The 19,465-nt window shown below is 66.1% G+C and carries 18 protein-coding genes; 11 read left to right on the top strand and 7 right to left on the bottom strand.

All coding sequences use genetic code 11. The features are described 5' to 3' along the window. The first annotated feature begins 145 nt into the window (after positions 1-145). From F8O07_RS05285 to trxA, 9 genes are all read left to right on the top strand, one after another. Positions 146-1,564, top strand: a complete 1,419-nt coding sequence (locus tag F8O07_RS05285; RefSeq protein ID WP_158031067.1) for a hemolysin family protein — start codon at positions 146-148, stop codon at positions 1,562-1,564. Beyond that, complete coding sequence (locus F8O07_RS05280; RefSeq protein ID WP_158031066.1) at positions 1,561-2,583, top strand: CNNM domain-containing protein; 1,023 nt, start codon at positions 1,561-1,563, stop codon at positions 2,581-2,583. The genes F8O07_RS05285 and F8O07_RS05280 overlap by 4 nt, the downstream gene beginning before the upstream one ends. Positions 2,584-3,290: 707 nt before the next feature. Beyond that, positions 3,291-4,334 (top strand): patatin family protein, encoded by a 1,044-nt coding sequence (locus F8O07_RS05275; protein WP_225733187.1) that lies wholly within the window; start codon positions 3,291-3,293, stop codon positions 4,332-4,334. Between the two features lie 9 nt (positions 4,335-4,343). Then, positions 4,344-4,799, top strand: coding sequence for a thiol-disulfide oxidoreductase DCC family protein (locus F8O07_RS05270; RefSeq protein WP_158031065.1), 456 nt, complete (start codon positions 4,344-4,346; stop codon positions 4,797-4,799). Between the two features lie 5 nt (positions 4,800-4,804). Further along, positions 4,805-5,899, top strand: a complete 1,095-nt coding sequence (locus F8O07_RS05265; RefSeq protein ID WP_158031064.1) for a putative zinc-binding metallopeptidase — start codon at positions 4,805-4,807, stop codon at positions 5,897-5,899. Positions 5,900-6,053: 154 nt separating this feature from the next. Beyond that, positions 6,054-7,781, top strand: coding sequence for an FAD-dependent oxidoreductase (locus tag F8O07_RS05260; RefSeq protein ID WP_158031063.1), 1,728 nt, complete (start codon positions 6,054-6,056; stop codon positions 7,779-7,781). Beyond that, positions 7,778-8,131 carry a metal-sensitive transcriptional regulator gene (locus tag F8O07_RS05255; protein WP_158031062.1) on the top strand — a complete coding sequence of 118 codons (354 nt, stop codon included), beginning with the start codon at positions 7,778-7,780 and terminating at the stop codon, positions 8,129-8,131. Before F8O07_RS05260 ends, F8O07_RS05255 begins: the two co-directional genes overlap by 4 nt. Positions 8,132-8,168: 37 nt before the next feature. Continuing rightward, the gene (locus tag F8O07_RS10535) at positions 8,169-8,330 is read left to right on the top strand and encodes a hypothetical protein (RefSeq protein ID WP_192496649.1); all 162 of its coding nucleotides are present in this window, start codon (positions 8,169-8,171) and stop codon (positions 8,328-8,330) included. Positions 8,331-8,458: 128 nt separating this feature from the next. After that, a complete protein-coding gene (trxA, locus tag F8O07_RS05250) occupies positions 8,459-8,896 on the top strand; it encodes a thioredoxin (protein ID WP_158031061.1) in 438 nt (145 codons plus the stop codon). A gap of 84 nt (positions 8,897-8,980) precedes the next feature. Here trxA and F8O07_RS05245 read toward each other — a convergent pair whose 3' ends face one another. Both F8O07_RS05245 and F8O07_RS05240 read right to left on the bottom strand, forming a co-directional pair. Then, entirely contained in the window at positions 8,981-10,309 is a 1,329-nt protein-coding gene (locus tag F8O07_RS05245) for a DNA recombination protein RmuC (RefSeq protein ID WP_158031060.1), read from the bottom strand. Between the two features lie 142 nt (positions 10,310-10,451). Then, a complete protein-coding gene (locus tag F8O07_RS05240) occupies positions 10,452-11,237 on the bottom strand; it encodes a DsbA family protein (RefSeq protein ID WP_158031059.1) in 786 nt (261 codons plus the stop codon). 274 nt (positions 11,238-11,511) lie between these two features. On the opposite strand from F8O07_RS05240, the gene F8O07_RS05235 reads away from it, so the two are divergent. Then, positions 11,512-12,771, top strand: a complete 1,260-nt coding sequence (locus tag F8O07_RS05235) for a class I SAM-dependent methyltransferase (RefSeq protein ID WP_158031058.1) — start codon at positions 11,512-11,514, stop codon at positions 12,769-12,771. Positions 12,772-12,917: 146 nt separating this feature from the next. Here the strand turns inward: F8O07_RS05235 and F8O07_RS05230 are convergent, their stop codons facing one another. From F8O07_RS05230 to gatC, 5 genes are all read right to left on the bottom strand, one after another. Next, on the bottom strand, positions 12,918-13,700 hold the full coding sequence (locus F8O07_RS05230; protein ID WP_158031057.1) for an L-threonylcarbamoyladenylate synthase: 783 nt from the start codon (positions 13,698-13,700) through the stop codon (positions 12,918-12,920). Between the two features lie 71 nt (positions 13,701-13,771). Beyond that, the gene (locus tag F8O07_RS05225) at positions 13,772-14,353 is read right to left on the bottom strand and encodes an NUDIX hydrolase (protein ID WP_158031056.1); all 582 of its coding nucleotides are present in this window, start codon (positions 14,351-14,353) and stop codon (positions 13,772-13,774) included. Beyond that, positions 14,350-15,846 (bottom strand): Asp-tRNA(Asn)/Glu-tRNA(Gln) amidotransferase subunit GatB, encoded by a 1,497-nt coding sequence (gatB, locus tag F8O07_RS05220; RefSeq protein ID WP_158031055.1) that lies wholly within the window; start codon positions 15,844-15,846, stop codon positions 14,350-14,352. The genes F8O07_RS05225 and gatB overlap by 4 nt, the downstream gene beginning before the upstream one ends. Beyond that, positions 15,843-17,423 carry an Asp-tRNA(Asn)/Glu-tRNA(Gln) amidotransferase subunit GatA gene (gatA, locus tag F8O07_RS05215; protein ID WP_158031054.1) on the bottom strand — a complete coding sequence of 527 codons (1,581 nt, stop codon included), beginning with the start codon at positions 17,421-17,423 and terminating at the stop codon, positions 15,843-15,845. Before gatA ends, gatB begins: the two co-directional genes overlap by 4 nt. Before the next feature lie 120 nt (positions 17,424-17,543). Continuing rightward, entirely contained in the window at positions 17,544-17,837 is a 294-nt protein-coding gene (gatC, locus tag F8O07_RS05210) for an Asp-tRNA(Asn)/Glu-tRNA(Gln) amidotransferase subunit GatC (protein WP_158031053.1), read from the bottom strand. Positions 17,838-17,960: 123 nt separating this feature from the next. Between gatC and F8O07_RS05205 the strand changes: the two genes are divergently transcribed. Next, the gene (locus F8O07_RS05205; protein WP_225732836.1) at positions 17,961-19,457 is read left to right on the top strand and encodes a sugar porter family MFS transporter; all 1,497 of its coding nucleotides are present in this window, start codon (positions 17,961-17,963) and stop codon (positions 19,455-19,457) included. Positions 19,458-19,465 lie beyond the last annotated feature (8 nt).

Genomic DNA, 19,465 nt, shown 5'->3' with positions numbered 1-19,465 from the left:
CACGACACCGTTCGATCCGCCGTCACGCGCGCTCGCATCCGCGCGCTGACGACCCTGGCGGGGCCGCACCTCGCCGCCACAGGCCGATCGCCGATCAGCCCGCCACACCGCTGGCCGGTTTGATCGCCACTGAGACGAGCACCTCATGACCGGGCTGCTGCTCTCTCTACTGCTCGGCGTGGTGCTGATTCTGGTCATCATCGTCGTCAACGGCTACTTCGTGGCGCAGGAGTTCGCCTACATGTCGGTCGACCGAGCCGGCCTGGCCGCCCGAGCCGAGACCGGTGACAGGCGCGCCCAGCGAGCACTCTCCGTCACCAAGCGCACCTCGTTCATGCTCTCCGGCGCGCAGTTGGGCATCACCGTCACCGGCCTGCTCGTCGGATACATCGCCGAGCCACTGATCGGCGATTCCCTCGCCCAGGTCTTCGGAGGCCTCGGGGTACCCGCCGCCGTCACGATTCCGGTGAGCACCATCGGCGTGCTCGTCATCGCGACGATCGTGCAGATGATCTTCGGCGAGCTCTACCCCAAGAATCTGGCGATCTCGGCGCCTGAGCCACTGGCCCTGCGGCTGGCCCGCTCGACCCAGATCTACCTGGCCGTCTTCGGCTGGCTGATCGCCGTCTTCGACGTCGCGGCCAATCTCTTCGTGCGCCTCATCGGCGTCACACCGGTGCACGATGTCGACTCCAGCGCCTCGCCGCAAGAGCTGCGGCGGGCTGTCGCCGACTCTCGCGAGAGCGGGCACCTGCCGGCTGATCTGGCCGTGCTCATCGATCGTGTGCTCGACTTTCCCAACGACGACGTCGAACACGCGATGATCCCGGCATCACGGGTTGCGACCGTGACATCAGAGACCACTATCGCAGACCTGCGGCGCGAGATGGCCCACGGGCACAGTCGTTTTCCGGTGCTCGACGACCGTGCCGACCCCTGCGGCGTGGTGCAGCTGATTGATCTGCTGCGACACACCGGTGCCGAGACAGACCCCGTCTCGGTGATCATGCGCACCCCGGTGCTCGTGCCCACCCTCATGCCGCTGCCCGCCGCGCTCGACGAGATGCGCGAAGCCGGTGCACAGCTGGCCTGCGCCATCGACGAATACGGAGGCTTCGCCGGCATCATCACCACCGAAGACGTCGCCGAAGAGCTCGTCGGCGAGATCACCGACGAACACGACGGAGGCCGCGAGAACGCGCTCCACCGCATCCACGTCGATCAGCCCTCGCAGAGCTGGGAGGTCGGCGGCGACACCCATATCGACGAGGCGTCCCGCATCATCGGCAGACAGCTGCCCGAAGACGACGTCGAGACCGTCGCCGGCCTTGCGATCAGCGCGAGCGGCGCGTTCCTCGAACCTGGTGACACTGTGACCGTCGCGCTGCCCGCCGACCCGGCAGACCTCGCCGAGGGCGAACCGGTGCAGCGAGAGCTCGAGATCACGGCGCTTGAGGTCGAGCGGCTCGTGCCGAGCCGGCTGCGGCTGCATCTGATCGAGCGAGATGCGGATGCGATGGACACGCACCCGGCCACCCCAGACACCGAGGGAGGCCACCGATGACACAGTCACCGCTCTTCGTCGTGATCGCGACCACCGTGCTCATCGTGCTCAGCGCATTCTTCGTCATCATCGAGTTCGCGCTGCTGGCCGCTCGCCGCCCCAGGCTGGAGGCAGACGCAGCGACGAGCCTGCGCGCACGAGCCGCGCTGCGCGGCATGAACGAGCTGACGATCATGCTCGCCGTGGCCCAGTTCGGCATCACGATCTGCACGTTCGCGCTGGGTGCGATCACCAAGCCCGCGGTCGACGCGTGGCTCAGTCCGGTCCTTGCCGCTTGGGGCGCGCCAGACTGGCTGGCAGACAGCGGAGCCTTCGTGCTCGCCCTGCTGTTCGTCACCTTCCTGCATCTGGTGATCGGCGAGATGGCTCCGAAGTCGTGGGCGATCGCACACCCCGAGGCAGCTGCGAGCGCCGTCAGTCTGCCTGCCCGCGGTCTGGCCTGGCTGCTGCGCCCGCTGCTCGTCTGGATCAACCGCATCGCCAACCGTCTCGTCGCCGCCAGCGGCTACTCCCCCGCCGAGTCGCGCAGCACCGGGGGTCAGAACGTCGAGGCGATTCGCCATCTGGTCGAGCATTCGGCCGCCGTGGGCACCCTCGACGACGCGTTCCGTGCCCAGCTGGCGCAGGTGCTCGATCTCGAGCGGCTGACGGTCGCCGATCTGCTGCCTGCCGCACCATCGCATCCTGCCGCCGTCACGCAGGATGCGACCGCGGCAGACGTGCGCGACGTCGCCGCCGCCTCGGGTCACCTGCGGGTGCTCGTCGAACGCCCAGGCACTCCCGGTGTGGTGCATGTGCGTGACCTGCTGCTGCACGATGACGACGATCGCATCGACGATCTGGTGCGAGAGCCGTTGGAGTTCGCCGTCGACCTGCCTGCGCATGCGGCGCTCGCGCGGATGCGAAAGACGGGCCGCCAGTTCGCCGTCGCCACGAGAGATGGTGCGTTCGTCGGTGTGGTGACGATGTCTGATGTGCTGCGACGGTTGCTGCCGAACGGGGCCGGTCTGCGGCTGTGACGGGTTGCTGCAGCTGTGACGTTGCTGCAGTCGTGACAGGTTGACAGGTGGTGCCAAGCTGCCCCTGCGCCGGCCTGCGGATGTGACAAGGGTTCGGCCTGCACCGATTGGCCGGCACCGCCACCGATCGCTCCAGACTGGCAGGTTTCCGCGCAATCGGCGCAGGTGCGGAGCGATCCGTGTTGGCGTCGCCATGTGGGTCAGGATGTGCCATACGCTTCGCGAAAGGCCTCACTCTCTGATAGACAGAATTTGTGGCGAAACCAACTCTTTCCCACACGTTTTGCGCAGCGACGCGAGCGGCAACGTACCGAGTGCGTACTTCCTGCGAAGTCGAGCACGAAAGCACAGAAGACGCTAACAAAACCGTGTGAAGGTCACGACTTCTAAGCTCTCGACGAAATCAAACAGGTTCTGAACACTCGACGTGCCGAAAGCGCAACGGTTCTGCACACTCGAGAACCCGAGGCAGACCAAAACCGCAGGTTTTGCACATTTGACGGCCGCACAACAGCCCCATGCAACCGGTTCTGCCCAGTGAAATCGCTCCGAACCTGCGCCGATTGGCCGGCACTGCCACCGATCGCTCCAGATTGGCAGGTTTCCGCGCAATCGGCGCAGGTGCGGAGCGATCCGTGTCGGCAGAGAAGCACACCGCCCTGCCAGTTCCGTCGCACGCGCCGTACCGAACGCGAGACAATGGGATGGTGAGCACCGAGACAGACCGCACCATGGCATCCGCCGTTCAGGCCACACCTAGGCCAACCCCCGCACAGACCGCACCAGGCCAAAACCTCACCAGCACCGCGTCAGAACCACGCGTCGCAACAGATTCGAGCCCCGCCATCTCAGCACCCGAGATCAACGTCACCGACACCGCCCTCATCTTCGAGGGAGGAGGCATGCGCGCCGCATGCACCGCACCAGTGGTGGCCGGCCTCGTGCGCGAGAACATCAACTTCGGCTGGGTCGGCGGGGTCTCGGCAGGCTCATCGCACACCGTGAACTACCTGAGTCGCGACCCGCTGCGGGCACGCAAGTCGTTCGTCGACTTCGGCGCCGACCCGAACCTCGGCAGCCTCGGCACCTGGCTGCGCGGCAAGGGAGCCTTCAACTCCGACTACATCTATCACCACACTTCGAACCCCGGCGAGGCGCTGCCGCTCGACTGGCAGATGTACCGACGCAACCCTGCGCAGTTCGCGATCGGCGCCTTCTGCGCCGACACCGGCGACACCGTCTACTGGGGCCGCGACGACATCGCGAGCTTCGACGGTCTGCTCGACCGTGTGCAGGCCTCGTCGACGATGCCGATCTTCATGCCTCCCGTGCACCACGACGGGCGCACCTACGTTGACGGGGCTCTCGGCCCGACCGGCGGCATCGCGTTGGATGCTGCCCGAGCAGCCGGGTTCGACAAGTTCATCGTGGTGCTGAGTCGTCCGCGCGACTATGTGAAACCGCGGTTTCGGGCGGGCGCTGCGGCCCGGCTGGCGTTCCGGCGCTTTCCCGCGGTGCCGGCTGCGCTGGCTGCCCGACCCGAGCACTACAACCGCACCCGCGCCGAGCTGTTCGAACTCGAAAGGGCCGGCAGGGCCTACGTGTTCGCACCGACCGGGCTCACCGTCAGCAACCAGGAGCGCGACGTGGCGAAGCTCGCGCAGTCGTATGCCGAGGGTGCGGCACAGTTTCGCAGCGAAGTCGACGCGATCAGAGAGTTCGTCGGTCTCGCACGTCCTGCACAGGCGTAGCCTGAGGCTATGAACGTCGCCCCTGCCGCACTCCCCGACCTGGCTTCGATTCCCGCGCTGGAGCCGCTCGCCCACGCCGACACGATTCTCGTGTTCGACGGCGAGTGCGAGTTCTGCCGGCGCTGCGTCGACATCTTGCAGAGCCTCGATCGACATGATCGCGTTTACTCCGTGCCCTCGCAGAACCTGCCGGTGCGCGAGGCGCTGCGTCTCTCGGCCGACGAGGCCGCCGAATCGGTCTGGCTGTACGTGAGGCTGCCCTCTGGCCGATGGATGCGATGCTCAGGCGCCGCGGCCGTCGACAGCGCATTGGACATCGCGTTGGGCGGGCGTGTGCTTCGCACGATCTATCATCTGCCCGGTGTCGCCCGTCTGCAGGAGCGCCTCTATCGTCGAGTCGCCGACGGGCGCGGCCCGAGCTGCAGTCTGTCAGATCAGGCTGCCACAATCTCAAAGGAGTCTTAGCCCACATGCGCATCTTCCCCTGCCCGGCCTGCGGTTCAATCGTCTATTTCGAGCAGCGCGCCTGCACGGAGTGCGGAACGGAGGTGGGTTTCTCAAGGGCAGACCGCACCATGGTGCCGCTGACGGACGGGGCATGGATCGACGACAGCGGAGACCGCTGGCATCACTGCGAGAACGAGCGCATCGGCTGCAACTGGCTGGCCGCATCAGCCGACACTCTGTGCTTCTCATGTGCGCTCACGCGCAGCGTTCCCGACGACCTCGACGAACGAGTGATCCGGCTGCTCGCCGAGACCGCCGACGCGAAGCGGCGGCTGGTCTTTCAGCTCGACGACCTGGATCTGCCCATCGTCAGCCACTGCCAGCAGCCTGACGGCGGGCTCGCATTCGACCTCGATGCTTCGACCGATGACAAGAAGGTGATGATCGGCCACATGAACGGCGTCATCACCATCGACATCACCGAGGCGCAGGATTCGCACCGTGAGGCGCTGCGCGCGCTGCTCGACGAGCCGTACCGAACCATGCTCGGGCACTTTCGACACGAGATCGGTCACTACTACTGGCAGGCACTGGTTGCTCAGCACGATGACTGGCTGAAGCGCTTTCGCGATCTCTTCGGCGACGAGCGGCAGGATTACGGCGCAGCGCTCAACGCCCACTACGGTGATGACGACGACGAGCGGCGGCAGGATCGCGCCACACGCAGCGAGAATTACATCTCGCAGTACGCGATGACGCATCCTTGGGAGGACTTCGCCGAGACGTTCGCGCATTTTCTGCACATCGCCGACACACTGCAGACCGCTGCAGCACACGGCTTGCAGCTGCGTTTTCCTGATTCCTGGCCAGACAAAGTGAGGGTCGAGCAGACGTCGATTCCCACGCTCGCCGGTGCACCGACGGCAGACGCAGCAGACCTCTTGTCGATCTGGAATCCGCTGGCGACCGCGCTCAACCGGGTGAACCGCTCGATGGGCAAGCACGACCTCTACCCGTTCACGATCACCGATCAGGTCGCTGACAAGCTGACCTTCGTGCTCGAGTTGGTGCGCCACTTCGCCGGAGAGAACTCGGTAATCACCTCGCCCACGCACTGAGCGACAAAAGTACCCCCAGGGGTATGTTGTGCTACACTCTTACGTATACCCACCAGGGTATTCAGATCACCTGACCGCAGAATGACCTGGACGTCTCACGGCTGAGCCGTCGACACGGTATCTGTGACAGATCGCACGAAACGAGGGGAACACCATGCGCATCATCATCGTGGGAGGCGTCGCAGGTGGCATGAGCGCCGCCGCACGCGCCCGACGACTCGACGAATCGGCCGAGATCATCGTGCTCGAGCGCGGCGAGCACGTCTCGTTCGCCAACTGCGGGCTGCCCTACTATGTCGGCGGCGAGATCGCAGACGAGTCGAAGCTGCTCGTCCAGACCCCAGAATCGCTGCGCGCTGCGCTGAACCTCGACGTGCGCGTGCGCAACGAGGTGACGGCCGTCGACATCGACGCTTGCGAGGTGACCGTGCGCAACGATGACGGTGACGAGACGCTGTCGTACGACGCGCTGATCCTCTCTCCCGGCGGGCGCGCACGGCATCCGCAGATCGAAGGCATCGACTCGCCGCGACTGCACACGCTGCGTTCGGTGCATGACGCCCTCGCGCTGCGCGAGCAGGTCACCTCGGGAGCCCGCCGCGCCGTCGTGCTCGGCGGCGGCTTCATCGGCATCGAAGCTGCCGAGAACCTCGCCAGCGCCGGCCTCGAGACCACCCTCGTGCAGGCGGCGTCGCACGTGCTCACGCCACTCGAGCCCGAGCTTGCGGTGCTCGTGCGCGACGAGCTCGAGTTCATCGGCGTCGACGTTCGCGAGCGCACCACAGCCGTGAGCATCCAGACGGGCGTCGATCACGACGTCGTCTCACTCAGCGACGGCACCGAGGTGCCCGCCGATCTGATCGTGCTGTCGGCAGGCGTGCGACCCGACACCGAGGTGTTCGAGCAGGCGGGCATCACCTGCGAACGCGGCGCGATTCTGGTGGACGCCGCCGGCCGAACCAGCGCGCCCTCGGTCTGGGCGGTGGGTGACGCGACCGCCAGCGTGGATGCGGTGACTGGCGTGCGCCGACCCGTCGCGCTGGCTGGGCCTGCGAACCGGGCCGGGCGGCTCGTGGCCGACAGCATCCTGCGCGATGGCGACCCGCATCCGCTGCCGAAGCCGGTCGGCACCGCGGTGCTGCGCATCGGCGGGCTCACGGCCGCGTTCACCGGGGCCAATGCCGACGCGCTGCGCGATGCCGAGATCGACTTCGAGACCGTGCATCTGCATCCGCTGCAGCACGCAGGCTACTTTCCCGGCGCGCAGGCGATGCACATGATCGTGCACTTCAGGCGACCCGACGGGCTCGTGCTCGGTGCGCAGATCGTGGGCGCCGACGGGGTCGACCGTCGCATCGACGTGCTCGCCACCGCGATTCGCGCGCAGATGCGCATGGTCGACCTGATCGATCTCGATCTGGCCTACGCTCCCCCGTTCGGGCAGGCGAAAGACGCTGTCAACCTGGCAGGCATGGTCGGCGAGAACGTGCTGAACGGGCAGCAGCGGCTGTGGCACGCAGCTGATCTCGATTCGGTGATGCGCGAGTCGCTCGTCGTCGACACCCGTTCGCCGCAGGAGTTCGCCGACGGACACCTTGCCGGCTCGATCAACGTTCCGCACACAGTGGTGCGCGAGCATCTGGCCGACATCGAGCTCGCTGCCGGAGGTCGGACGGTGCGCACGCTCTGCGCGGCCGGCGTGCGCTCGCACATCGCGACGCGCGTGCTGCTGCAGCATGGGCTCGATGCGGCGATGCTCTCGGGCGGCATGCAGACGCTGCGCGCGGCCTTGCGCGCCGAGGGCCGCGAAGAGCTCATCACCACTTCGAGTGCGTTCGCCGCACCGACTCCGGAGTTCGCATCGAAAGGAACCCAGTCATGATCAGTGACGACCCTCAGGCTGTTCGCCGCATCGTCAACCGGCTGCGCCGTGCACGTGGCCAGCTCGACGGTGTCATCAACGCCATCGAGAACGAGGCTCCCTGCCGTGACGTGGTGACGCAGCTCTCGGCTGTGACCAGCGCCCTGGACCGGGCGGGCTTCGCAATCATCTCGACCGCGATGCGCGAGTGTCTGTCCGAAGACGCAAAGCCGTCGGATGAAGAGTCGTCTGGTGCCGAGGTCGCCGAGGCCTCGAGTGACGCTTCCTCTGCCCAAGAGAGCCTCACACGAACCGGCGATGCCAAGCTGACCACCGCGGAGCTCGAGAAGCTCTTCCTGATGCTCGCCTGAGCATCCACGACGACGACCACATACAAAGGAGACCACGATGTGCCAACAGACTCGATGCAAGACCTGCGGCAAGATCACCTGGCGCGGCTGCGGCCAGCATGTCGACCAAGTCATGCACGGCGTGCCGAAAGACCAGCGCTGCCCCGGGCATGAGCAAGAGCAGCGGCACGCAGGCTGGTTCGCCAAGATCTTTCGGTGAGCAGGCCCTCTGCGGGCGCATACGGCTGCCGGAGTCGCCATGTCTTGCCCGGCGATCGAGTCGTGCCGCCTCGCACGCTGGCCCGCTTCGCCGTTGACCCACTCACACTGAACGGATATACATAGACGATGGCTACTCAAGAGATCACAGTCGAGAACATCAACGAGACAATCACCGGCAATGACATCGTGCTGCTCGACTTCTGGGCGTCGTGGTGCGGCCCGTGCCGAGCATTCGCGCCCGTCTTCGAGAACGTCTCAGAGAAGAACCCCGAGATCGTGTTCGGCAAGGTCGACACCGACGCCCAGCAGGAGCTGGCGCAGGCCTTCCAGATCAGCTCGATTCCGACGCTCGTGATCTTCCGCGAGCAGATTCCGATCTTTGCTCAGCCCGGTGCGATGAACATCGCTCAGCTCACCGAGATCATCGAGAAGGTCGGCCAGCTCGACATGAACGAGGTTCGTGCCGAGATCGCACAGCAGCAGGCGTCACAGCAGGCGGCGGAAGAAGATTCTCAGGGCGCGCCGAGCGCGCAGGCCGCACAGATCTCAGGCGACGAAGCGTAGACCACGGGAGACGACGCGCAGGCCGCAGATGTATCGAACCGCCCAAGGCTGCGCTCTCTCACGATCGGGCGCGGCCTTCGAGCATCAGTCCTGGTTCGCGTCTGCCTCGAACAGGTCGGTCATCAGCTGAGCCGATTCGGGTGCGCCGGCATCGAGCGATTCGACGTCGCGCAGCCTGCGCTCGACCGCGCGCGTGCGCCGACCGGCCTCGTCGACAGTGCGCTGGGCCGTCTGCAGCTGCTTGCTGAGCTTCTCCCACACCTGCCCGTACTTGCCGAACTCGGTTTTCGCAGCACTCAGGATCTTCCACACCTCTGACGTGCGCTGTTCGATGGCCAGAGTCTTGAAGCCCAGCTGCAGACTGTTGAGCAGCGACATCAGCGTCGTCGGCCCGGTCACCATGACGTGGAACTGCGTCTGCAGGTCGCTGGCCAGCCCCGGGCGGCGAATCACTTCGGCGAAGAGACCTTCGGTGGGCAGGTACATGATTGCGAAGTCGGTGCTGTGCGGCGGATCGATGTACTTGCTCGCAATGGTCTTCGCCTGCAGGCGAACTGCCTTCTCGAGGCTGCGGCCGGCAGCCTCGATGCCGCTGGTGTCGGCGGCCTCCTGCGCCTGCAGCAGACGCTCGTAGTCTTCTTGTGGAAACTTCGAGTCGATCGGCAGGTAGACCACCGACGTCTCATCACGCCCTGGCAGCCGCACGGCGTATTCGACGTTCTCGGTGCTGCCGGGGCGAATGATCACGTTGCTCTCGTACTGATCGGGCGCCAGCAGGTCTTCGAGCTGACGTCCGAGCTGTACCTCTCCCCAACTGCCGCGATTCTTCACGTTGGTCAGCACACGCTTCAGACCGCCGACGTCAGAGGCGAGCGTCTGCATCTCGCCGAGGCCTTTCTGCACCTGTTCGAGCCGATCGCTGACCAGTCGGAATGACTCGCCCAGGCGCCGTTCGAGCGTGCCCTGCAGCTTCTCGTCGACGGTGGCGCGCATCTGTTCGAGCTTGCGTTCGTTGTCGGCCCGCAGACGCGCGAGCTCTGTCGCCAGCGTCTCATTCAGCGTCTGCATGCGCTCGGCGAAGGAAGCCAGCCGCGTATCGACCGCCGCCCCCATCTCGTGTCGTGCGCGGGCGGCGTCCTCACGCTGCAGAGCAGCTGCCTGCGACTGAGCATGCTCAAAGGCCTGCAGACGCTGTTCGACCACCTGCGAGTTCTGCACGAGCTGCTGCCCGAGCGCGTGCTGCTGGGCGTAGAGATCAGGTTTGAGTTCGCCCACGGCCGCACGCACCTCGCGGCCGAGCGCACGCGAGTCGACCGCCGAAGCATCCCCACGACCCCCGCGCAACAGCAGGACGATGACGATCAGGCACAGCACGGCGATCAGTACCAGCAGAGCCAGCATCAGCACGTTCATTCTTGTCGCTTCCTCACTCTTGACGGCCATGGCGCAGGCGAGGCTGCGTCGTCATGAGCTTAGAGCGACCCTCTGACATCACTCGTCACTGCAGGGTCAACCGGCAGCGGCGTCACGCCTGACGTCCCACTGCAGGGAAGCCTCAGTGCCCGGCGGCCTGCAGCTGCTGGTCGATGATCTTGCTGAACGCCGCGACTGGCTGGGCGCCTGAGACGCTCTTGTCTCCGATCAGGAATCCCGGGACACCGTCGATGCCCTGCTGCTGCGCGTCGGTGGTGCTCTGCTGCACGGCCTGGCGCAGGTCGGTGCGATCGAGGTCTGCCGTGAATCGATCCATGTCTGGCACCTTGGCCGTCTGAGCGAAGGCGATCAGGTGGTCGCGGGGCATGTCGGGGTGCCCGCTCTCCGGAGCCGCTGCGTACAGGGCTTCGAGGTACTCGACGTAGCGGCCCTGCTCGCCGGCGGCCCGTGCGGCGACCGCGGCGTCGACCGACTGATCCCCGAAGAAGGCCACATCGTGAAACTCATAGCGCACCTTGCCGGTGTCGACATAGTTCTGCAGAATCGTCGGCAGCGTCTGGTTCGCGTAAGCCGCGCAGAAGGGGCAGCGCAGGTCGATCCACTCGACGATGGTCACAGGTGCGTCGATGTCTCCGACTGCCATGGAATCGTTCTGCTGGTGACGGGCTGCGCGATCTGCCTGCGTCGTCTGGGTCGCGGTCGGCTCAGACTGCCCGTTCGACTGCTTGAAGGCGAGGGCGACGACGGCTACCAGCGCGATCGCGAGCACGATGGCCAGAATCGCATTGGCGATGTGCGCTCGGCGCAGGCGGCGGTTCAAGTCGTCGATCAGCAGCTCGGCGGGCTTTCGCCCACCTTTCGAGTTGGGGCGGGATGCTGGCTGAGTGGTGTGCGACGAAGTGGGCATGATGCCTCTCAGGTTACCAGCCAGCTGTGAGCAGCCTGATCTGTCCAGCCAGCCGACGGGGCCTCCGTGACATCTCTCCTGATTCCACGACCTCATACCTACTCCATATGCCCCGGCTCATCACCCGGCCCCCGGCCCCTCATCCGGCCCCTCATCGGGACATGGCAAATGCGCGCCCACAGCATCCAGACATGGAACTTGGCATGTCTCGAAGGGCTGAGACGACATTTGCCATGCCTCGATACCGCTCAACCCCGGCGACTACCCTTGAGACATGTCTTCCACTCCCTCTGCCCTGCCCGCCGAATGGTTCGACCAGCTGCGCCGCTGGCCCGATGTCGAAGCCGACAATCTGCAGGCCTCGGACGCGACCGACCGGCTGCTGCTCGCCGAAGCCGCTGAGCAGATCGCCGCGAGCGCACCGGGCGAGGTGGTCGTGCTCGGTGACACGCACGGCGCTCTGACGCTGGGTGCGCGGATGCTCGGTGCAGTCGACGTGCGCGTGTGGACTGACGCGCTGGTCGCCGAGCAGGCCATCCAGGCTAATGCCATGCGGCTGGGCCTCACAGAGGGATGGCGCACGATCGCACTCGATCCCGAGGAGTTCGGCGGTGCTCGCATCGTGCTGGCACAGCTGCCGCGCAGCCTCGATCAGCTGCGGCTGCTGGTCGACCTCGTCGCAGCACACCCGGCCGAAGACGTACAGGTCTACTGCGGCGGGCGAGTCAAGCACATGTCGCTGAGCATGAGCGACGTGCTCAAGTCGCGTTTCGGGCAGGTGCGCGCCTCGCTCGCGCACCAGAAGTCGCGTCTGCTGCTCGCCAGCGAGCCCCTCGCCGAAGACAGCACGGCAGACACTGCCCGCAGCGCTCACAGTGCCAACACGGCGAGCGCCGCCCCACTGCCCTTCTCGGAAGCCGAGGTCGATCCGAGCCACGGCATCGCACCGATCACTGTATGTGCAGTGCCCGGGGCCTTCGCCGGAGCTTCGCTCGACATCGGCACACGCGCGCTGCTGCCCTATCTGTCACAGGCAGCGCAGGATGCAGTGGTCCGGTTCTTCGAGCAGCAGCAAGCCGAGAGCGGCTCGAGCGACCAGAGACCGGTGGCCGTCGACCTCGGGTGCGGAACCGGCATCATCGCCACCGTTCTCGCCCGGGCCGATGCCCGGCTCCGTGTGATCGCGACCGACCAGCTGAGCAGTGCCGTCGCATCCGCACGGATCACCGCCGCTGCGAACGGTCTCGCAGATCGCATCGAGGTTCGCCGTGACGTGCTGCTGTGCGAGGCGGAAGACGACAGCGTCGATCTCGTCGCCTGCAACCCGCCGTTCCACGTCGGGGCGGCCGTCCATACCGGCGTGGCGCTCGAAATGTTCGAAGAGGCCGCACGAGTGCTGCGACCAGGCGGCCGACTGCTGACCGTGTTCAACTCGCACCTGCACTACGCATCCGACCTGCAGCGCATCGTCGGGCCCACGCGGCAGCTCGACCGCAACCGCAAGTTCACCGTCACCGAGTCACGCGCCCGCTGACAGCGGCCAGCCGCTGCCCGATCGTGTAAACCGCACGCACGCCTCGGTCGGGCAGCAGCTGCGTGACGGATGGGTCTCGCCACAGGGACGAAGAAGGCCCGCCGACACGTTGATCGGCGGGCCTTCGGCGGCTGGGCGTCAGCGAATCAGTAGTACTCGCCCTGACGGAAGTTCCAGCTGTTGAAGTGCTTCGACAGAATCGACAGAATGCGGTCGAGATAGAGGCCCTTGCGAATCAGCGTCGGGCAGGGGGTGATCGAGCGGTCGCCGTGCTGCTCGGGCACGATTTTGCCGTCTGCGTCGACCATCGACACCATGACGCCCTGTTCGTAGCGGGTCTCTTCGGTCTCGTTCGGCTGAATCGACTTCACGTAGTCGTTGGCCTCGATGATGAGGTCGGCGCTGTCGTGAATGCGATCGCCGATGCCGTCGACCTTGCCGCGGTTGCCCTTGCCAGACGGGTTCGCCGAGCTGGCGAAGGCGAGCTTGCCCTGCTCCCACAGCGCGGCCGCGAGGTTCTCGCCCGGCGTGCCGAAGCGGATGACGAAGCAGCTGGTGCCGCGCACGTCGCGTGCCAGCTCACGAGCGTGCTCGTCGGGGATGAACTCGAGAGCGTCTTCGCGCCACGGCAGGATGCAGCCCATCAGGATGTCTTCGTCCCAGTGCTGCTGGTAGTAGGCCTCGATCTCAGGGGTGAGCTGTGCGAGACGCTTCAGCTGCTCCATCGACCCGCAGAGCACGACACCCGGCTTGTTGCGGTTGCGCTGCTTGGCCTCGAACTTGCGCTCGAGCCCTTTGCCGTCAGAGGTCATGATGATGTAGCCGACCTTGGTCGGGCTCACGATCATGCCGCCGTCGCCGAGAAGGATGTCAAGCCCCTCCTGCTGCACGCCGCCGTTCCAGTGGATGGTCTTGGTCTCGTTGCTCATCTCGCCTTCATTCCTGCTCTCGGGATCCGTGCTGTGCACGGCCACTCATCTTACCGCGGCATCTGCCGCGCTCACTCGCCGGTGACGTGCTCGCCCTCGCCGACCCAGGCACGCAGTTCGTCGACGCCGTCGAAGCGCGACAGCGCTTTCCGGTGCCCATACGGCGTGTGTGCGAAGTAGTCGGCGTACGGTTCGAGCTGCACCTCGATCTGCTCCCCCGCATCGAGGTTCTGCTCGACGACGTCGATCACGCCGGTCGCCACGAAGACGTGCACGAACCACTCGATCTTCATCTCGGGCTGCCGCACCTCGAGCAGACGCCAGTTGCGAAACGCGTATCCGGTCTCTTCTCGCATCTCCCGCTTGGCCGCATCCAGCACCGAGGCATCCTCGGGCTCGACGCCGCCGGCCGCGACGCCGCCCATGCGCACCACGCCGTTGGGCTGGTGCTCGTTCTCGGTGATCACGTTGTCGTCATCGTCGATGCCGATGACCACGACGGTGTCAGCGCGGCGCAGCATCTCGAAAGTGGCCGTCGACCCGTCGAAGAGCGTCTGCGGCCACTGATAGGTGTCGAAGATCACTCCGCGAAAGACGAGCTCGGCCTGCTGCGGAATCAGGTGGGCGCTCTGCGGCAGCCAGCGTTCGGTCACTGCTGTGCACGCTCCAGGATCAGCTCGCGCACACGCTTGGCGTCTGCCTGGCCGTGCATGGCCTTCATGACCGCCCCGATGATCGCACCGGCTGCCTGCACCTTGCCGTCTTTGATCTTGGCGAGCACATCGGGCTGAGCCGCGAGAGCTTCGTCGATCGCAGTGGTGAGCGCCGAGTCGTCTGAGACGACCGCCAGGCCGCGCTTGTCCACGACCTCGCGGGGGGTGCCCTCGCCGGCCAGCACGCCCTCCAGCACCTGGCGCGCCAAGCGGTCGGTCAGGGTTCCCTCGTTGATCAGGGCGTCGATCTCGGCGACGTCCTCAGGCGTGACGCTCAGGTCGGCCACCTGCTGCTCGAGTGCGTTGGCGATGCGGCTGATCTCGCCCGTCCACCATTTGCGTGCGGATGCCGCAGTGGCGCCCGCCTCGACCGTCGCCTCGACCTGGTCGAGCAGACCGGCGTTGATGATGTCCTGGAACTCGCGAGCTCCGAGGCCCCACTGCTCTTTGAGGCGACGACGACGGATCACCGGCTGCTCGGGCAGCGTGGCGCGCAGCTCTTCGACCCGTTCGGCAGGCGTCACCACCGGCAGCAGGTCGGGCTCGGGCATGTAGCGGTAGTCGTCGGCGTCGCTCTTGATTCGACCCGAGATCGTGATGCCGCTGGCCTCCTGCCAGTGTCGGGTCTCCTGCGTGATGGTGCCTCCGGCGCTGAGCACGGCGGCCTGACGCTGAATCTCATAGCGCACCGCCCGCTCGACCGAGCGCAGCGAGTTGATGTTCTTCGTCTCGGTGCGAGTGCCCAGCTTCTCCTGCCCACGGGGCCGGATGCTGACGTTCGCGTCACAGCGGATCGAGCCTTGGTCCATGCGTGCGTCAGAGATTCCGAGCGCCTTGACCATGTCCCGGATGGCGGCGACGTAGTCACGGCCGATCTCAGGGGCGCGCTCTTCGGTGCCCATGATCGGCATCGTCACGATCTCGACCAGCGGCACGCCCGCGCGGTTGTAGTCGACCAGCGACGAGGTCGCGCCCTGGATGCGCCCCGAGCCGCCCTGATGGGTCAGCTTGCCGGCGTCTTCTTCCATGTGCGCACGCTCGATCGGAATGTGCACCACAGTGCCGTCTTCGAGCTCGACCTCGACCGACCCCTCGTAGGCGATGGGTTCGTCGAACTGCGAGATCTGATAGGCCTTGGGCAGGTCGGGGTAGAAATACTGCTTGCGCGAGAAGCGGCAGACCTCGGCGATGCTGCAGCCCAGCGCGAGCCCCAGACGGATGCTGTCGGTGATGGCCTGCTCGTTGACCGTCGGCAGCGTGCCGGGCAGGCCAAGGCACAGGGGCGTGACGTTGGTGTTGGGGCCGTCGCCGAACTCGTTGGGAGCCCAGCTGAACATCTTGGTCTTTGTGTTGAGTTCGACGTGCACCTCGAAGCCGAGCACGGGCTCGTAGAGTTTGATGGCCTCGTCGTAGTCGAGCAGTTCGTCGCTCATCGTGCCGCTCCTTCTGAATCGTGAGCCGTGGCATCCGTCGCGGCGCCGCCTTGGGCTCCTGAACGCACTGCCAGCTGCGGAGCCTGATCGATGATCGGGCCGCCCCACCGCTGCTCGAGCAGCGTCTCGACCGCACCGGCGAACTCGTAGAGACGAGCGTCTTCGAACGCCGGAGCGAAGGTCTGCAGACCGACCGGCAGACCGTCTTCGGCGGCGAGCCCGATGGGCTGGCTGATCGCCGGGATGCCTGCGAGGTTCGCGGGGATCGTGGTGATGTCGGCGAGGTACATCGCGAGTGGATCCGACAGCTTGTCGCCCAGCGGGTAGGCGGTCGTCGGCGAGGTCGGCGAGATGAGCACGTCTGCCTCGTTGAAGGCCGCTTCGAAGTCACGCTGGATCAGCGTGCGCACCTTCTGCGCCTTGCCGTAGAACTGGTCGTAGTACCCGGCGCTCAGCGCGTAGGTGCCGAGCACGATGCGGCGCTTGACCTCGGGGCCGAAGCCGGCCTCACGAGTGGCGGCCATCATGTTCTCAACAGTGGGCTTGACGCCCTCGGGCAGCACACGCAGACCGTAGCGCACGCCGTCGAACTTGGCGAGGTTGCTCGAGGCCTCGGCCGGCAGCACGAGGTAATAGGCCGAGACTGCGTACTCGAAGTGCGGTGCCGAGACCTCGACGACCTCGGCACCCTGTGCGGTGAGCAGGGCGACGGTCTCGTCGAAGCGGCTGCGCACGCCGGTCTGGAAGCCGGGCTGATTCAGCTCGCGGATGATGCCCACCCGCAGGCCCTTGAGCGATTCGCCGGTCTGCCCGCGACGTGCGGCTGCGGCGAACGAAGGCCATTCGGTGGTCAGGCTGGTGGAGTCTTTGGGGTCGTGCCCCTTGATGACGTCGTGGATGAGAGCGGTGTCGAGCACGTTGCGCGCGACCGGGCCGATCTGGTCGAGCGAGGATGCCAGAGCGATCGCTCCCCATCGCGAGACGCCGCCGTAGGTGGGCTTCACACCCACGGTGCCGGTGAGTGCGGCAGGCTGGCGGATCGAGCCGCCGGTGTCGCTGCCGAGCGCCAGCGGAGCCTCGAACGCGGCCACGGCCGCAGCCGAGCCGCCGCCCGACCCGCCGGGGATGCGATCGAGCGACCACGGGTTGCGCGTCGGCCCGTATGCGGAGTGCTCTGTGGTCGACCCCATGGCGAACTCGTCCATGTTGGTCTTGCCGATGATCACGGTGTCATGCTGACGAAGGTGTTCGACGGCCGTGGCGTCGTATGGCGGGTTCCAGCCCTCGAGAATGCGTGAGCCCGATGTGGTGGGCTGCCCCTTCGTGGTGAGCACGTCTTTGACGGCCACCGGCACGCCCGCGAGCTGGCCCAGCTGCTCGCCGGCTGCTCGTCGCCGATCGACGTCGGCTGCGGTGGCAAGCGCCTCTTCGGTGTTGACGTGAAGGAAGGCGTGCACGTCTGCGTCGACGCCCTGGATGCGGTCCAGGTGCGCCTGTGTCGCCTCGACGGAAGAGATCTCGCCGGCAGCAAGCTGCGCGGCGAGCTCTGAGGCTGGAAGTCTGGTCAGGTCGGTCATTTCATCCGTTTCTCTGCGGGCTGGTGATGCGCGCACATGCGACGATGCGTTCTGACGTCTCGTCCGTGCGGCGAAGAGCTGGGGTCGGCCGGGTCGCGACGCGGCCTCGTCCGGAATGGGTCAGGCGCCGAGGATCGACGGCACGCGGAAAGAGTTGCCGTCGCGATCGGGGGCATCGGACAAGGCTTCGTCAGGGCTGAGCGTCTCGCCGACCACATCGGGGCGAAAGACGTTGGTCAGCGGAATCGGGTGACTCGTCGCCGGCACGTCGGGAGTGGCGACCTCGTTGACCGACGCGACGGCCTCGAGAATCTGCTCGAGCTGCGGCGTCAGTTCGTCGAGTTCTGCTTCAGAGAGTGCGATGCGAGAGAGGCTCGCGAGATGAGCGACTTCGTCGCGGGAGATTTCAGCCATGCATACCAGTGTAGCCAGTTCGCCCGCCTGCGATCAGCGCGCCGCAGGAAGATGTGCCGGCAGCTCGACGGAGCGCTCCGTCGAATTGCCTCACAGCGGGGGCGATCGTACAATGACGCACCAATGTCCCCCGATAATCTTCCTCCCGCATCCGATCACCATGTCTCGCCCTCGGAGCCCTCGTCGGCTTCCACGGTGCGAACGCCCGCCTCTCAGCCGGCAGACTCCGACAGAGCCGCCGCGATGCCCGGCGGCTCGCCCGAGAAGAGGGTGCGCCTGATCGTCTTCATCGCCACGATGGGTGCGATCGGCTTCGGCTACGACACCGGCGTCATCAGCGGTGCGCTGCCGTTCCTCACGCTGCCGCAGAGCGAGGGCGGCCTCGCGCTCACACCTCTGCTCGAAGGCATCGTCACCTCGTCACTGGTGTTCGGCGCCGCTCTCGGCGCCGTCGTCGGCGGCAGACTCGCCGACGGCATCGGCCGACGCCGCTCGCTGCTGCTGCTCGCAGCGATCTTCGTGATCGGGTCCGTGGGCACCGCTCTGGCGCCCACAGTGACGGTCATGGTGATATTCCGCATCGTGCTGGGTCTCGCCGTCGGCGGCGCCTCCACGGTCGTGCCCATCTTCATCGGCGAGGTCGCGCCTCCGGACAAACGCGACCGTCTCGTCTCGCAGAACGAGCTGATGATCGTGACCGGTCAGCTGCTGGCCTACACGTTCAACGCGATCATCGCCGCGGTCAGCGACTCGCACGGCACCTGGCGCATCATGCTGATGATCTGCGCGATCCCTCCTGTGCTGCTCTTCGCCGGCATGCTCTTCGCGCCCGAGTCGCCGCGCTGGCTCGCTGCCAACGGGCAGCAGAAGCGCGCCTGGCGTGTGCTCCGGCTGCTGCGCCCGCGGCCGCAGGCGGCCAAAGAGGTGAAGGCCATCACCGCCTCGATCGAGATCGTCAAAGACGAGCCGAAGGCATCATGGCGCGATCTGAGAGTTCGATGGATTCGCCGGGTCGTGCTGATCGGCGTCGGCCTCGGCGCCGTGCTGCAGCTCTCCGGAGTGAACTCGGTGATGTACTTCGCTCCCACGATTCTGCGTGAGAGCGGGCTGGGCACGCAGGCCTCGCTGGTCGCCACCATCGGCAACGGAGTCATCGCCGTGCTCGCCACGCTGGTCGGCATCAAGTCGCTCGCAAAGCTGCCTCGCCGACGCATGCTCGTCATCGGTCTGAGCGGCATCGTCTCAGCACATGTGCTGCTGGGGCTGGCCTTCCTGCTGCCCACGAGCTTCGCCCGCAGCATGCTGATCCTGGCCCTGATGATGGTGTTCCTCTTCTTCATCCAGTCGATGGTCGCCGTGGTCTACTGGCTGATGATGAGCGAACTGTTCCCCCTGCGCATCCGCGGCTTCGCCGCCGGCATCGCCATCTGCATGCAGTGGGTGTTCAACGGTGCCGTCGCGCTGCTCTTTCCGAGTCTGCTCGACGCGATCGGTGGCACGACGTTCTTCATCTTCGCCGCCGTCAACGTACTCAGCCTGATCTTCGTGCTGACCGTCGTGCCCGAGACCTACGGCCGCTCGCTCGAGCAGATCGAACAGGATCTACAGCGCACCGAGTGATGCGCTGC

The sequence above is a fragment of the Pseudoclavibacter sp. CFCC 13796 genome, assembly GCF_008831185.1.
GTDB lineage: Bacteria > Actinomycetota > Actinomycetes > Actinomycetales > Microbacteriaceae > Pseudoclavibacter_A.
This window is presented reverse-complemented; position numbering and strand designations above follow the sequence as displayed.

Coding starts and splice junctions, on each gene's coding strand:
- F8O07_RS05285 (WP_158031067.1), top strand. CDS start 146: ATGACCGGGCTGCTGCTCTCTCTACTGCTCGGCGTGGTGCTGATTCTG.
- F8O07_RS05280 (WP_158031066.1), top strand. CDS start 1,561: ATGACACAGTCACCGCTCTTCGTCGTGATCGCGACCACCGTGCTCATC.
- F8O07_RS05270 (WP_158031065.1), top strand. CDS start 4,344: ATGAACGTCGCCCCTGCCGCACTCCCCGACCTGGCTTCGATTCCCGCG.
- F8O07_RS05265 (WP_158031064.1), top strand. CDS start 4,805: ATGCGCATCTTCCCCTGCCCGGCCTGCGGTTCAATCGTCTATTTCGAG.
- F8O07_RS05260 (WP_158031063.1), top strand. CDS start 6,054: ATGCGCATCATCATCGTGGGAGGCGTCGCAGGTGGCATGAGCGCCGCC.
- F8O07_RS05255 (WP_158031062.1), top strand. CDS start 7,778: ATGATCAGTGACGACCCTCAGGCTGTTCGCCGCATCGTCAACCGGCTG.
- F8O07_RS10535 (WP_192496649.1), top strand. CDS start 8,169: ATGTGCCAACAGACTCGATGCAAGACCTGCGGCAAGATCACCTGGCGC.
- trxA (WP_158031061.1), top strand. CDS start 8,459: ATGGCTACTCAAGAGATCACAGTCGAGAACATCAACGAGACAATCACC.
- F8O07_RS05245 (WP_158031060.1), bottom strand. CDS start 10,309: ATGAACGTGCTGATGCTGGCTCTGCTGGTACTGATCGCCGTGCTGTGC.
- F8O07_RS05240 (WP_158031059.1), bottom strand. CDS start 11,237: ATGCCCACTTCGTCGCACACCACTCAGCCAGCATCCCGCCCCAACTCG.
- F8O07_RS05235 (WP_158031058.1), top strand. CDS start 11,512: ATGTCTTCCACTCCCTCTGCCCTGCCCGCCGAATGGTTCGACCAGCTG.
- F8O07_RS05230 (WP_158031057.1), bottom strand. CDS start 13,700: ATGAGCAACGAGACCAAGACCATCCACTGGAACGGCGGCGTGCAGCAG.
- gatB (WP_158031055.1), bottom strand. CDS start 15,846: ATGAGCGACGAACTGCTCGACTACGACGAGGCCATCAAACTCTACGAG.
- gatA (WP_158031054.1), bottom strand. CDS start 17,423: ATGACCGACCTGACCAGACTTCCAGCCTCAGAGCTCGCCGCGCAGCTT.
- gatC (WP_158031053.1), bottom strand. CDS start 17,837: ATGGCTGAAATCTCCCGCGACGAAGTCGCTCATCTCGCGAGCCTCTCT.
- F8O07_RS05205 (WP_225732836.1), top strand. CDS start 17,961: ATGTCCCCCGATAATCTTCCTCCCGCATCCGATCACCATGTCTCGCCC.